Annotated in this window: 11 protein-coding genes; 5 read left to right on the plus strand and 6 right to left on the minus strand. The window is 69.2% G+C overall.

What is annotated here, in order from left to right:
• The first annotated feature begins 133 nt into the window (after positions 1 to 133).
• The 4 genes from PcP3B5_RS17595 (at position 134) to PcP3B5_RS17610 (ending at position 4791) form a co-directional block, all read left to right on the plus strand.
• A complete protein-coding gene (locus tag PcP3B5_RS17595; protein WP_009622850.1) occupies positions 134 to 949 on the plus strand; it encodes a shikimate dehydrogenase family protein in 816 nt (271 codons plus the stop codon).
• Positions 946 to 2676, plus strand: coding sequence for an FAD-dependent oxidoreductase (locus tag PcP3B5_RS17600; RefSeq protein WP_061561983.1), 1731 nt, complete (start codon positions 946 to 948; stop codon positions 2674 to 2676). Before PcP3B5_RS17595 ends, PcP3B5_RS17600 begins: the two co-directional genes overlap by 4 nt.
• A 2-nt stretch (positions 2677 to 2678) precedes the next feature.
• Positions 2679 to 2999, plus strand: a complete 321-nt coding sequence (locus PcP3B5_RS17605) for an NIPSNAP family protein (protein ID WP_009622855.1) — start codon at positions 2679 to 2681, stop codon at positions 2997 to 2999.
• A gap of 64 nt (positions 3000 to 3063) precedes the next feature.
• Complete coding sequence (locus PcP3B5_RS17610; RefSeq protein WP_145923986.1) at positions 3064 to 4791, plus strand: FAD-dependent oxidoreductase; 1728 nt, start codon at positions 3064 to 3066, stop codon at positions 4789 to 4791.
• Here the strand turns inward: PcP3B5_RS17610 and PcP3B5_RS17615 are convergent.
• Positions 4733 to 5398: a TetR/AcrR family transcriptional regulator gene (locus PcP3B5_RS17615; RefSeq protein ID WP_043271885.1), complete on the minus strand. Its 666-nt coding sequence runs from the start codon at positions 5396 to 5398 to the stop codon at positions 4733 to 4735. The genes PcP3B5_RS17610 and PcP3B5_RS17615 overlap by 59 nt on opposite strands.
• A 93-nt stretch (positions 5399 to 5491) precedes the next feature.
• Positions 5492 to 7402, minus strand: coding sequence for a 3-dehydroshikimate dehydratase QuiC (gene quiC, locus PcP3B5_RS17620; RefSeq protein ID WP_061561985.1), 1911 nt, complete (start codon positions 7400 to 7402; stop codon positions 5492 to 5494).
• Between the two features lie 529 nt (positions 7403 to 7931).
• Between quiC and PcP3B5_RS17625 the strand changes: the two genes are divergently transcribed.
• Positions 7932 to 9308 (plus strand): MFS transporter, encoded by a 1377-nt coding sequence (locus PcP3B5_RS17625; RefSeq protein ID WP_058071110.1) that lies wholly within the window; start codon positions 7932 to 7934, stop codon positions 9306 to 9308.
• A 60-nt stretch (positions 9309 to 9368) separates the two neighbouring features.
• Here the strand turns inward: PcP3B5_RS17625 and PcP3B5_RS17630 are convergent, their stop codons facing one another.
• The 4 genes from PcP3B5_RS17630 to PcP3B5_RS17645 all read right to left on the minus strand — a co-directional run bounded on the left by PcP3B5_RS17630 (position 9369) and on the right by PcP3B5_RS17645 (position 12289).
• The gene (locus PcP3B5_RS17630) at positions 9369 to 9692 is read right to left on the minus strand and encodes a helix-turn-helix domain-containing transcriptional regulator (protein ID WP_043271888.1); all 324 of its coding nucleotides are present in this window, start codon (positions 9690 to 9692) and stop codon (positions 9369 to 9371) included.
• Positions 9693 to 9697: 5 nt separating this feature from the next.
• Entirely contained in the window at positions 9698 to 10048 is a 351-nt protein-coding gene (locus tag PcP3B5_RS17635) for a type II toxin-antitoxin system RelE/ParE family toxin (RefSeq protein ID WP_058071111.1), read from the minus strand.
• 464 nt (positions 10049 to 10512) lie between these two features.
• The gene (locus tag PcP3B5_RS17640) at positions 10513 to 11391 is read right to left on the minus strand and encodes a DMT family transporter (RefSeq protein WP_009622878.1); all 879 of its coding nucleotides are present in this window, start codon (positions 11389 to 11391) and stop codon (positions 10513 to 10515) included.
• A gap of 82 nt (positions 11392 to 11473) precedes the next feature.
• On the minus strand, positions 11474 to 12289 hold the full coding sequence (locus PcP3B5_RS17645) for a sugar phosphate isomerase/epimerase family protein (protein WP_043271890.1): 816 nt from the start codon (positions 12287 to 12289) through the stop codon (positions 11474 to 11476).
• Positions 12290 to 12352 lie beyond the last annotated feature (63 nt).

Here is a 12352-nt window from a genome sequence, read left to right on the forward strand (position 1 = left end):
TTCGGCCGAATATTGCGATTATCGCAGCATCAATGCGAATAACGCACTAAAGCGCCGTCAACCGCATTGAGCGCAACAGCCCGCCGCCGCACCCTGGCCGCCAGAACAACGCCAAGAACCCCTGGAGGTCAGCATGATTCGCGGTTCCACCGAACTGGTCGCCATCGTCGGCACACCCATCGCGCAGGTGAAGTCGCCGGAGAACTTCAACACCTGGTTCGCCCACAACGGCCACGACCTGGCGATGATCGCCATCGACCTGGGCGCCGACGCCCTCGATGCCTTCGTCGCCACCCTGCGCGGCTGGCACAACCTGCGCGGCTGCGTGGTCACCGTGCCCTACAAGCAGGCCCTGGCGCCGCGCCTGGACGGCCTGAGCGCCCGCGCCGAGGCGCTGGGCTCGGTCAACGTGATCCGCCGCGAGGCCGACGGCCGCCTGCTGGGCGACAACGTCGATGGCGCCGGATTCCTCAACGCCGCCCGGCGCCATGGCCTGCAACCGGCCGGCAAGCGCGCGCTGGTGGTCGGCTCCGGCGGCGTCGGCAGCGCCATCGCCTATGCGCTGTGCGAAGCCGGCATCGGCGAGCTGCGCCTGCGCGACCTCGACCAGGTGCGCGCCGCCGCCCTGGTCGAGCGCCTGGGCGCCCTCTTCCCCCAGGTGCGCATCGGCGTGGGCTGCGACGACCTGGCCGGCCTCGACCTGCTGGTCAACGCCTCGCCGGTGGGCATGGGCGGCACCGGCGAGCTGCCGCTACCGGGCATGCTGCTCGACGGCCTGCAGGCGCACACCCTGGTGGCCGACGTGGTCACCAAGCCGGAGATCACTCCGCTGCTGGAGCGCGCCCGCGAGGCGGGCTGCCGCATCCAGACCGGCGCCGAGATGGCCTTCGCGCAGCTGGGCAACCTGGGCGCCTTCATGGGCGTCACGCCGCTGGAGATCCAGCCATGACCAGCCTCAACGCCCCGGCCTGGAGCCGCGAGTGCGACGTCCTAGTGCTGGGCAGCGGCGCCGCCGGTTTCGCCGCCGCGGCCACTGCCGCCTGCCAGGGCCTGCGCGTGCTGATGCTGGAGAAGGCCGATAGCTTCGGCGGCACCTCGGCCATCTCCGGCGGCGCAGTGTGGATCTACGGCACCGACCAGGCCCGCGCCGCCGGCGCAAAGGATTCCGAAGAGGCCATGCGCACCTACCTGCGGCGAACCATCGGCCCGGGCTACAAGCCCGAGTTGGTGGACAGCTTCATCCACAACGGCCACCAGGCCCTGCGCTGGCTGGAGGCCAACACCGAGCTGCGCTACGCCCTGCGCCCGCACTCGCCGGACTACTACCCCGACGAACAAGGCGGCACCGAATTCGGCCGCGCCCTGGAGATGGTCGAGTACGACGGCCGCCACCTCGGCGAGCGCTTCCGCGACCTGCGCATGCCGCCGCCGGGCATGCTGCTGTTCGGCGGCATGATGGTGAACCGCGTGGACATCCAGCATTTCCTCAGCTTCCGCCGCTCGCCGAAGTCGTTGTGGCACTGCCTGAAGCTGCTGGCGCGCTATGGCGTCGACCGCCTCAGCCACCACCGCGGCACGCGCCTGACCACCGGCAACGCCCTGATCGCGCGCCTGGCCACCACGGCCTTCGCCAAGGGCGTGGAGCTGTGGCTGAACAGCGAGGCGCAGCAGTTGCTGGTCGAGAACGGCGCGGTGGTCGGCGCCCAGGTGCTGCACGAAGGCCGCATCGAGCGCATCCGCGTGCACGGCGGCGTGGTCTGCGCCATGGGCGGCTTCGCCGCCGGCAAGCTGGCCGAGCGCTTCCGCCCGGCGAGCGACGGCGAGCACCTGAGCATGTCGCCGGAACACAACGACGGCGCTGCCCTGCGCCTGGGCGAGGCCATAGGCGCGGCAGCCGGCGAGGGCCTGGCGGCGAACTTCTTCTGGGCGCCGGTCTCCGAGCTGCGCCACGCCGACGGTAGCCGCGAGCGCTTCCCGCACCTGGTCACCGACCGCGCCAAGCCCGGGGTGATCGCGGTGAACCGCGCCGGCCGGCGTTTCGTCAACGAGTCCAACTCCTACCACCACTTCGTGCAGAGCATGTTCGCCAGCGGCAACACCGAGTGCTGGCTGATCTGCGACGCCAGCGCCATGAACCGCTACGGCCTGGGCCTGGCGCGGCCCAAGCCGGTCGACAACAGCGCGCTGGTGCAAGCCGGCTACCTGTACCAGGCCGACTCGCCGGAGGCCCTGGCCCGCGCCATCGGCATTGACGCCGAGGGCCTGCGGCAGACGCTGGCGCGCTTCAACGCCAACGCGCGCAACGGCGTCGACGCGGATTTCGCCAAGGGCGGCAACAGCTACAACCGCTACATGGGCGACCCGGACCACCGCCCCAACCCCTGCCTGGCGCCGCTGGAGAAGGCGCCCTACTACGCCGTCCGCCTGCACACCGGCGACCTCGGCTCGGCCCGCGGCCTGGTCACCGACGGCCAGGCCCGCGTGCTCGGCCGCGACGGCCAGCCGATCCCCGGCCTCTACGCCGCCGGCAACGACATGAACTCGCTGATGGACGGCACCTACCCCGGCCCCGGCATCACCCTCGGCCCCGGCCTGACCTTCGCCTGGCTGGCGGCCAACCACATAGCCGCGCGCCTCGCCGCGCCGGCCTCGCAACAAGCAACCCTGGAGCACTGACGATGTACTACGAACTGCGCACCTACAGCATCGACCCGCTGAAACTCGCCGACTGGCTGGCCCTGTACCGCAGCCACGCCTACGAGGTGCAGACCGAGCACCTGGGCAGGCTGGTGGGCTTCTTCACCACCGAGTTCGGCGAATGCAGCCAGGTGGTGCACCTGTGGGCCTACGAGAGCCTGGACGAGCGCATGCAGCGCCGCGCCAGCATGGCCGCCGACCCGCGCTGGGCCGAGTTCGGCAAGCTGAACCGGGAACTGGGCGCGGTGCTAAAGCTGGAATCGCGGCTGATGAAGCCCACCGGCTTCTCCCCGCTGCAGTGATGGCCCCGGCGCGCGGAGCCCTTCCGCGCGCCCCGATAACGACAAGAGAAAGCCCATGCCCACCTTGCAAACCCTCGACTGCGACGTCCTGGTGATCGGCTCCGGCGCCGCCGGCCTGGCCGCCGCCGTGACCGCCGCGCACCACGGCCTGCGCGTGGTCGTCGCGGAAAAGGCCGCGCAGCTCGGCGGCACCAGCGCCTGGTCCGGCGGCTGGCTGTGGATCCCGCGCAACCCGCTGGCCCTCGCCGAAGGCCGCGTCGAGCCGGACGACGCGCCGGAGCGCTACCTCAAGGCCCAGGTCCATGCCGAGCAACTGGACGAGCGCCAGGCCGCCTTCCTCCGCCACGGCCCGGAGATGGTCGAGTTCTTCCAGCGCCACAGCGCCGTGCAGTTCTTCAGCGGCACGCGCATGCCGGACATGCGCGATGGCGAGGGCTCCGCCGCCGGCGGCCGCTCGCTGTGCGCCCAGCCCTACGACGGCCGCGAACTCGGCCCCTGGCTGCGCCACCTGCGCGAGCCGCTGGACATCGTCAGCCTGGCCGGCATGGGCATCGCCGGCGGCGCCGACCTGGCCAACTTCCTCGACGCCACGCGCTCGCCGAAAGCCGCGCTCTACGCGCTCAAGCGCATCGCCCGGCACTGGTACGGGCGCCTGCGCTACGGGCGCGGCACGCAACTGGTCAACGGCAACGCCCTGGTGGCGCGCCTGCTGCGCAGCGCGCTGGACCTGAAGGTGCAGTTGCTGACGCAAACGCCGATCCACGAACTGCTCCGCGAAGGCGGCAAGGTGACCGGTGCGCGTAGCGACACCCTGGAATTCCGCGCCCGTCGCGGCGTGGTCCTGGCTTGCGGCGGCTTCCCCCATGACCGCGAGCGTATCGCCCAACTCATGCCCCACGCCCCGGACGGCTGGCAGCACCGCTCCGCCGCGCCGTCGCAGAACAGCGGCGACGGCCTGCGCCTGGGCGAAGCCGTGGGCGCGCAGGTCCGCGACGACCTGGCCCACGCCGGCGCCTGGGTGCCGGTGTCCCTGGTGCCGCGCCGCGACGGCAGCGTCGGCCACTTCCCGCACCTGATCGAACGGGCCAAGCCCGGCTTCCTCTGCGTGCGCCGCGACGGCCGGCGCTTCGCCAACGAGGCCGACTGCTACCACGACTTCATGAGCGCCCTGTTCGCCGCCACGCCACCGGGCGAGCCCCACGAGGCCTGGCTGATCGCCGACGCCCGGGCGCGGCGGCGCTACGGCATCGGCTGGGTGAAGCCCTCGCCCTTCCCGGACTTGCCCTACGAACGCCGCGGCTATCTGGCCAAGGCCCGCAGCCTGGCGCAACTGGCGGCGCGCTGCGGCATCGACGCCGAGCAACTGCAGGCGACGGTGGAGCGCTTCAACGAATATGCGGCGCAGGGCGAGGACCCGGACTTCCAGCGCGGCCGCTCGGCCTACAACAAGGCCCAGGGCGAGGCGCGGCAGCGCCCCAACCCATCGCTGCGGCCCCTGGAAAAAGGTCCGTTCTACGCAGTGAAGCTGCTGCCCGGCAGCCTCGGCACCTTCGCCGGCCTGCGCACCGACGCCCGCGCGCGGGTGCTGGACGGCAGCGGCGCGGCCATCGAGGGGCTGTACGCGGTGGGCAACGACATGGCCAGCGTGATGGCCGGCCACTACCCCAGCGGCGGCATCACCCTGGGGCCGGGCATGACCTTCGGCTACCTCGCCGGCCTGGAGCTGGCCGGGCTCAGCGCTGGATGTAGCGCAGCACCGCCTCGCAGATCATCTGCTTGTGGCGTTGCTTGACCTGCTCGTCGGCCAGGTCGATCTGGAAGATTTCGCCGAAGGTGTTGCGGTTGGACACGCGGTAGAAGCAGAACGAGCTGATGAACAGGTGCAGGTCCAGCGGGTCGATGCCCTCGCGGAACAGGCCCTGCTCGGCGCCGCGGCGGAGGATTTCGGCCAGCGACAGCAGCATGTTGTTGCTCATCGAGCGGATCGCCGTGGACTTCTTCACGTACTCGCCGTGGTGGATGTTCTCGATGGAAACGATGCGCACGAAGTCGACGTTGCGGTCGTGGTGGTCGAAGGCGAACTCGACGGTGCGGCGGATCGCCTCCAGCGGCTCCAGTTCCGCCAGGTGCAGCTTGTCCTCGGTGTGGCGGATGTCGCCGTAGAGCTTCTCCAGCACTTCGACGTAGAGCTGCTCCTTGCTGCCGAAGTAGTAGTAGATCATGCGCTTGGAGGTGTGCGTGCGCTCGGCGATGGCGTCCACCCGGGCGCCGGACAGGCCCTGCTGGACGAACTCGGCGATGGCCGCCTGGAGGATGCCCTCGCGGGTTTTCTCGGGGTTGTTCTTGCGGCCCTTGCCACGCACTTCGGCGGGGTCCAGGGGTTCGACGACATTCGGCATGGTTGGCTCGCAGCCTCACGGAGAGCGCCGATTATGGGCCTCGCCACCCCGCCAAGGGAAGCGGCGCGGGGCTTGCCGCGCCGCCCCCGGGCACTACAGCTTGGGCTTGCGCGCGGCGCCGCTGCGCGCCTGGGCCATGGCCGCCAGGCGCACGGCGACGTTGGCCGCGCCGTAGCCGGCATAGCCGTTCCTGCGCTGGAGGATTTCGAAGAAGAAGCGCCCCTCGAACGGCTCGGTGTAGACGTGGAACAGCTCGCCGCCCTGGGCGTCGCGGTCGTAGAGCACGTTGAAGTAGGCCAGTTCGCTGAGAAACTCGTCGTCGAAGTCGAAGCGCGCCGCCAGGTCGTCGTAGTAGTTCAGCGGGATGTCCAGCAGCGGCACCCCGGCCTGCTTGGCGCGGGTGACCTCGGCGAAGATGTCCTCGCAGGCGAAGGCGATGTGGTGCACGCCCGAGCCGCGGTAGCTGGACAGCGCGTGGGAAATGGCGGTATTGCGGTTCTCCGAGATGTTCAGCGGCAGGCGCAGGCTGCCGCAGCGGCTGCGGATGGCGCGGCTTTTCACCAGGCCGTAGGGGTCGGGCAGGACCACCTCGTCGTCGGCCTCGAAGTCGAACAGCGCCTTGTAGAACAGCACCCAGCTGTCCAGGCTGTCGGCCGGCAGGGCCATGGCCATGTGGTCGATGCGCTGCAGGTTGCCGCTGGCCTGGGCCTGGGTGTCGAGGCGGAAGTCGCTGTCGTAGATGGTCTGCCCCGGCGCGCCCGGCTCCACCAGGTAGATCAGGCTGCCGTCGGGGGCGCGCACCGCGGGCACCTCGCGTTCGTTGGGGCCGACCAGGCCGCGGAACGGCTGGCCACGGAAGGCCTGGGCGCGCTCCAGGGCCTGGGCGCCGTCGCGCACCCGCAGGGCGGTGGCGCACAGCGAGGGGCCGTGGGCCTCGAAGAAGTTGTGGGCGAAGGAGTACGGCTCGGCGTTGAGCACGATGTTGATGTCGCCCTGGCGCAGCAGGCTCACCGCCTTGGAGCGGTGTTCGCCGGCGCGGGCGAAGCCGAGCTTCTCCAGCCAGTTGCCCAGGCGCGCGCCCAGGTCCTCGTCCACGGCGAATTCGAGGAATTCCACGCCGTCGTAGCGGCTGGCCGGCGGCGGCGCGAAGAGGATGCCGGGGTCGCCGGCGGGCGCGGCGTCCTGCTCCAGCAGGCGGCGCGTCTTCTCCTCCAGGTAGAGCAGCGAGCGCAGGCCATCGGCGGCGTTGGAGCGGGTCGGCGCGGCGCGGAAGCCGTCGTTGAAGATTTCCAGCGACAGCGGGCCCTGGTAGCCGCTGCGCAGGATGGGCGCGAGGAAGCCCGCCAGGTCGAACTCGCCCTGGCCGGGGAAGCAGCGGAAATGCCGGCTCCACTCCAGCACGTCCATGGCCAGCACGGGCGCGTCGGCCATCTGCACGAAGAAGATTTTCTCGCCGGGGATGTCGGCGATGCCGCTGGGGTCGCCCTTGATCGACAGGGTGTGGAAGCTGTCCAGCAGCACGCCCAGGGCCGGGTGGTCGGCGGCTTTCACCAGGTCCCAGACCTGCTGCCAGGTGTTGACGTGGCGGCCCCAGGCCAGGGCCTCGTAGCCGATGCGCAGGCCGCGCTTGCCGGCGCGCTCGGCCAGCTCGCGCAGGTCGTCGACGAGGATGTCGCGCTCGCCCAGGGAATCGGCGACGGTGTTGCTGCACACCAGCACCAGGTCGGTGCCCAGCTCCTGCATCAGGTCGAACTTGCGCTCAGCGCGCTCCAGGTTGCGCGCCAGGCGCTCGCGGCGGCAGCCCTCGAAATCGCGGAAGGGCTGGAACAGGGTGATCGCCAGATTCAGGTCGGCGCACATCTGGCGCACATCGCGCGGGCTGCCGTCGTAGTACAGGAGGTCGTTTTCGAAGATCTCCACGCCGTCGAAGCCGGCGGCGGCGATGGCTTCGAGTTTCTCGGGCAGGGTACCGCTCAGGGAGACGGTGGCGATCGAGCGCTGCATGCTGGGGCTCCTGTGCTGCTGGCTTCTGCGAGCCATGGCCTGGCCGCCGGCTGTCGGCGACCTTCGGAAATATCGCCAGCCGTAGGACGCACGGCTGGTCATTGGATTATTCGCAGGGTATTTTCCAGCGGCAAGGCAAATTGTACGAACCAGTTAGTTTTGTGTTCGATCAGCGAACAAAAGGCCGATCAGCGAATTGACGGTTTTTCGTCCAGTGGCCGACCATGGATTCACCGCGACACACCAGGGCCATGCCTCCCCTGGCCCGCGAGACGCCTTGCCCTATAACAATTTCAACAAGAGTCCCTGCCCATGTTGACTGCACGCCTCCTCACCGCCGCCGTCTCCAGCCCAACACGAACGCCGGCTCGCCCCCAGCCCTGAGCCGCGCCGCCCGGCGCATTTCCGACACGGGCCCCGGCCAGGGGCCTTAGCGACGACCTCAGTGCCCCTGTTCGATCAGCGCACACGCCCCTGAAGGGCGCGGCGCCCGGACAGGCACCGACAACAACAAGAACCGGAGACAACGATGGCGACTTCCTCCAGCTCCCAAGCCAAGAAAGCCACCGCCAGTGGCTGGATCGGCTCGGCTCTCGAGTACTACGACTTCTTCATCTACGCCCAGGCCGCTGCGCTGATCTTCCCGCAGCTGTTCTTCCCCTCCTCCGACCCGAAGATGGCCATAGTCGCGTCGCTGGCGACCTACGGCGTGGGCTACCTGGCCCGCCCGATCGGCGCCTTCTTCCTCGGCCACTGGGGTGATACCCGCGGGCGCAAGAACGTGCTGCTGCTGTGCATGTTCATGATGGGCCTGTCGACCATGGCCGTGGGCCTGCTGCCGACCTACCACGACGTCGGCTTCCTCGCCCCGGCGCTGCTGGTGGTGCTGCGCCTGGTGCAGGGCTTCGCCGTGGCTGGGGAAATCTCCGGGGCCAGTTCGATGATCCTCGAACACGCGCCCTTCGGCCGCCGCGGCTACTTCGCCAGCTACACCCTGCAGGGCGTGCAGGCCGGCCAGGTGATGGCCGCCGCGGTATTCCTGCCGCTGGCCTACTTCATGCCCAACGACGCCTTCAACGCCTGGGGCTGGCGGATTCCCTTCCTGCTCAGCGCCGTGGTGCTGATCGCCGGCCTGATCATCCGCCGCGAAGTCCACGAGACCCCGGCCTTCGTCAGCGAGGAAGCCAAGCAGCAGGTGGCCAAGTCGCCGATCGCCGAAGCCTTCCGCAACAGCTGGAAGCAGATGCTGCTGGTGATGGTCATGTCGCTGATGAACGTGATCCCGGTGGTGGCCACCATCTTCGGCGCGGCCTACGCGGTGCAGCCGGCCTACGGCATCGGCTTCGACAAGAGCGTGTACCTGTGGATCCCGGTGGTGGGCAACATAGTCGCGGTGCTGGCCATTCCCTTCGTCGGCAATCTCTCCGACCGCATTGGCCGCCGCCCGACGCTGATCTTTGGCGCCCTGGGCTCGGGCCTGCTCGCCTTCGGCTACCTGTACGCCATCAACATCCAGAACGTGCCGCTGGCCTTCCTCATGTCGCTGCTGATGTGGGGCCTGGTGTACCAGGGCTACAACGCGGTGTTCCCGTCCTTCTACCCGGAGCTGTTCCAGACCCGCTACCGCGTCTCGGCCATGGCCATCGCGCAGAACATCGGCACCATGCTCACCGCCATGCTGCCGGCGCTGTTCGCCGCCGTCGCCCCGCCCGGCTCGGACAACGTCCCGATGGTGATCGGCAGCCTGGCCTTCCTCATCACCTGCCTGTGCGCCTTCGCCGCCTACCTGGCCCCGGAAACCCACCGCCTGCCGATGGAAGACCTGGGAAAGCCTGACGCCAAGCCACTGGAAAAAGCCGCCTACGACAGCGCGCGGCAGAACAGCCTGCGGGTGGCGAGCCACTGAACAGGTAATGCCCGAGCATGAAAAAAGGCCCCGTGAGGGGCCTTTTTTCGTGGGGCGGCGTCAGGCGACATGCACCGCCCGCACCTGGATTTCCACCCCCAGGGTACGGCGCAGGGCATCGAAGATCGCCGCCAGGTTGTCCATGCCCGGGTTGCCCGAGGCCGACAGCATGCGGTGCAGGCTTTTGCTCGGCCGTTCCGTCTCCAGCGCCAGGCGCTCGAAGCCCAGGGTGGCGTTGACCAGATCGCGGAGGATCAGGCGCGCGGCGTCCGGTTCGCCGTTGAGGAACAGCGAAGCGGCCTCGTCGAGCAGCGCGGTGGCGAATGCCGGTTCGCGCTGCACCCGCGCGACGACGGTCTGCTTGAAATCCCTGGTCAGTACCATTGGAATCACCCTCTCATCTGCGGCCCGAACCGGGCCTTCTTGCGTTGCTTGTACTCGGCATGCAGCGTCTTCGCCTTGCGGATATCCGCCGCCTGACCGGCCTTGCTGCCACCACCGAACAGCACGATGAGCGCCTCGCCATCCCTCGCCAGGTAGATCCGGTAGCCCGGGCCCCAGTCGATGCGGTATTCGCCGATGCCATCGAACCATTTGACATTGGAGGTGTTGCCCACCGCCATGCGCACCTTGGCGGTGGCAACCTTGGCCGCCGCCTGGAAATGCAGGGAGTCGAACCACTCCTGATAGGGGCAGGACGCGTCTTCCCGGACATACTCGACCACCTCTATGGCCGTCATAGTAACCTACTCGTTACCATTTACCAATAGGTCTCAGACGAGGCGAGTGCTGCTTCGGGAATGGAATCCCCTCACCGGCGTCTGTGCGAGGGGAAGAAAGTACGGTTACCGGGCGCCTGCCCGGGGTGCGCGGCTGCACACCTGGCTATCACCCTGGAGAAGAAACGGAAGTTGCCTACATCGCGAGAGCCCAGGTCCGACGCCCCGCAGCGGAAAATCGCGGACAGAGTCCGCGATCGGATTCACCGGCCCGCCGGACGCATCGGTGGCACGGCCAACGGCGGATAACCGCGAACGGTTATGCACCCTACGCTCCAGGAGTATCAGGATGACTCCAGACTTCCCGGCGGCTCAGGACAGCCCCCTCTCCCTCCGGGAGAGGGTTGGGGTGAGGGGCTCTTGAACCCGGCACCGACGCCACCGTGAAACTCCATTCGCGAGCAAGCTCGCTCCTACACCACCCCTCACCCCCGCCGCTGCATCCAGGCCGCCGCCAGCCCGCTCAGGCAGATCACAGCAATGCCCACCAAAGCACTGGCGCTCGGCACGTGGCTGAAGACCAGCCAGCCGATCAGCCCGGCGAAGACGATCTGGCAATAGCCGAAGGGCGCCAGCAGCGCCGGGGCGGCATGGCGGAAGGCCTGGGTGAGGAACAGGTGGGCAGACATGCCGCAGGTGCCCAGGGCGAGCATCAGCAGCGCGTGACCGAGGCTCGGGGTGTGCCAGACGAAGGGCACCATCGCAGTGGTCAGCGCGGTGTTCAGCAGGCCGGCGAAGAAGTTGCTGGTGGTCGGGCTGTCCACCGCCGCCAGCTTGCGCGTCAGCAGCTGGTAGAAGCAGAAGCACAGCGCCGAACCCAGCGGCAGCAACACCGCCGGGGTGAACAGTTCGCCGCCGGGATGGACGATCGCCAGCACCCCGGCGAAGCCCAGGCTCACCGCGGCCCATTGCCCGGCGCTGACCTTCTCGTGCAGCAGCGGCACCGACAGCGCGGTGACCATCAGCGGTGCGAGGAAATTGACCGCCGTGGCCTCCGCCAGGGGGATGTACTGCAGGCCGGTGGTGAACAGCAGGCTGGTGCCCAGCAGGCACAGCGCGCGCAGGGTCTGCAGCCCCGGCCGGCGGGTGCGCAGCACGCGCAGGCCCGACTGCGGCAGGAAGATGCCGGCCATCAGCAGCGTGTGCACCACGTAGCGGGCCCAGACCACCAGCAGGATCGGGTAGAAGCCGGAGAGGTACTTGGACAGGGCGTCGTGGGTGGAGAACAGCGAGGTGGCCAGCACCACCAGAAGGATGCCCTTCAGGGGCTGGCTGCTGCCGGACAACGCGGAGGCGGCGGTCATCGGGTTTCCCGTGGTTTACAAAGCAAGGCGCCCGGCAGTGTGCCGGGCGAACGGGTGGATGGGAATGGCGCAGTTGCCGGCATCAGAGCCGGGCGAGCACCGTGCGTGCCTTGTCCAGCGCCAGGCTGGCCCGCTCCAGGGCGCTGACGCCCTGCTCCAGCAACTGCCGGGTGGGGATTTCCAGGCTCAGCGGCACGCTCGCCGGCAAGGTCCGCAACAGACCCGCCAGGTCGCAGTCGCCATCGCCGGGGAAGCGCCGCTCGTTGCGCGCCTGGCGGAGGATTTCCTGCATGTCGTCCGGGCGTGGGCCGGCCACGTCGCACAACTGGGCATAGCGCATGCGCGAGGCCGGCAGCTGCGCCAGGTCCTGCAAGGATGAGCCGGAACGGTCGAAGTGGAAGGCGTCGACCAGCACGCAGCCGTTGTCGCGCCCGGCGTTGCGCACCACGCGCCAGGCCGTGGCCAGGTCGGGGGCGTCGGTCCAGGGCATGAACTCCAGGTGCGGGTGGATGCCGTAGCCCTCGGCCAGTTCGCACAGTTCGGCGAAGCGTTCGGTCATGCGCGCCTCATCCGCGTCGTTGCCGGCCACCAGCAGCTCCGTGCCGCCGAACTCGGCGCCGACGGCGAGGATGGGCTCGAAGTCGGCCACGCGGGTCTCCGGCTTCAGGCGCAGGATTTCCAGGTCCAGCACGCGGATGCCGGTGTCGCGCAGGCGCGCCTGGGTCTGCCGGCGCAGCTCGGCATCGGCCACCAGCGGGAAGTGGTGCTCCTCGGCGGTGGCCGGCACCAGGCGCAGGCCGACGTGGCTGTAGCCGGCGCGGGCGGCGACCTCGACCATGTCCGGCGGCGACAGTTCGAGGACAGTCAGAGCGGCGAGGGAGAAGATTCGGTCGGTCATGGGTATCGGTATCCGGTTCACAGGTGAATTGTAGGAGCGCCCCCTGGGCGCGAATCGCGTGGC

The organism is Pseudomonas citronellolis (assembly GCF_001586155.1).
GTDB lineage: Bacteria > Pseudomonadota > Gammaproteobacteria > Pseudomonadales > Pseudomonadaceae > Pseudomonas > Pseudomonas citronellolis.

What these genes read in the sequence shown, in the direction of transcription:
- PcP3B5_RS17595 (WP_009622850.1), top strand. Translation starts at nt 134, where the DNA reads ATGATTCGCGGTTCCACCGAACTGGTCGCCATCGTCGGCACACCCATC.
- PcP3B5_RS17600 (WP_061561983.1), top strand. Translation starts at nt 946, where the DNA reads ATGACCAGCCTCAACGCCCCGGCCTGGAGCCGCGAGTGCGACGTCCTA.
- PcP3B5_RS17605 (WP_009622855.1), top strand. Translation starts at nt 2,679, where the DNA reads ATGTACTACGAACTGCGCACCTACAGCATCGACCCGCTGAAACTCGCC.
- PcP3B5_RS17615 (WP_043271885.1), bottom strand. Translation starts at nt 5,398, where the DNA reads ATGCCGAATGTCGTCGAACCCCTGGACCCCGCCGAAGTGCGTGGCAAG.
- quiC (WP_061561985.1), bottom strand. Translation starts at nt 7,402, where the DNA reads ATGCAGCGCTCGATCGCCACCGTCTCCCTGAGCGGTACCCTGCCCGAG.
- PcP3B5_RS17625 (WP_058071110.1), top strand. Translation starts at nt 7,932, where the DNA reads ATGGCGACTTCCTCCAGCTCCCAAGCCAAGAAAGCCACCGCCAGTGGC.
- PcP3B5_RS17630 (WP_043271888.1), bottom strand. Translation starts at nt 9,692, where the DNA reads ATGGTACTGACCAGGGATTTCAAGCAGACCGTCGTCGCGCGGGTGCAG.
- PcP3B5_RS17635 (WP_058071111.1), bottom strand. Translation starts at nt 10,048, where the DNA reads ATGACGGCCATAGAGGTGGTCGAGTATGTCCGGGAAGACGCGTCCTGC.
- PcP3B5_RS17640 (WP_009622878.1), bottom strand. Translation starts at nt 11,391, where the DNA reads ATGACCGCCGCCTCCGCGTTGTCCGGCAGCAGCCAGCCCCTGAAGGGC.
- PcP3B5_RS17645 (WP_043271890.1), bottom strand. Translation starts at nt 12,289, where the DNA reads ATGACCGACCGAATCTTCTCCCTCGCCGCTCTGACTGTCCTCGAACTG.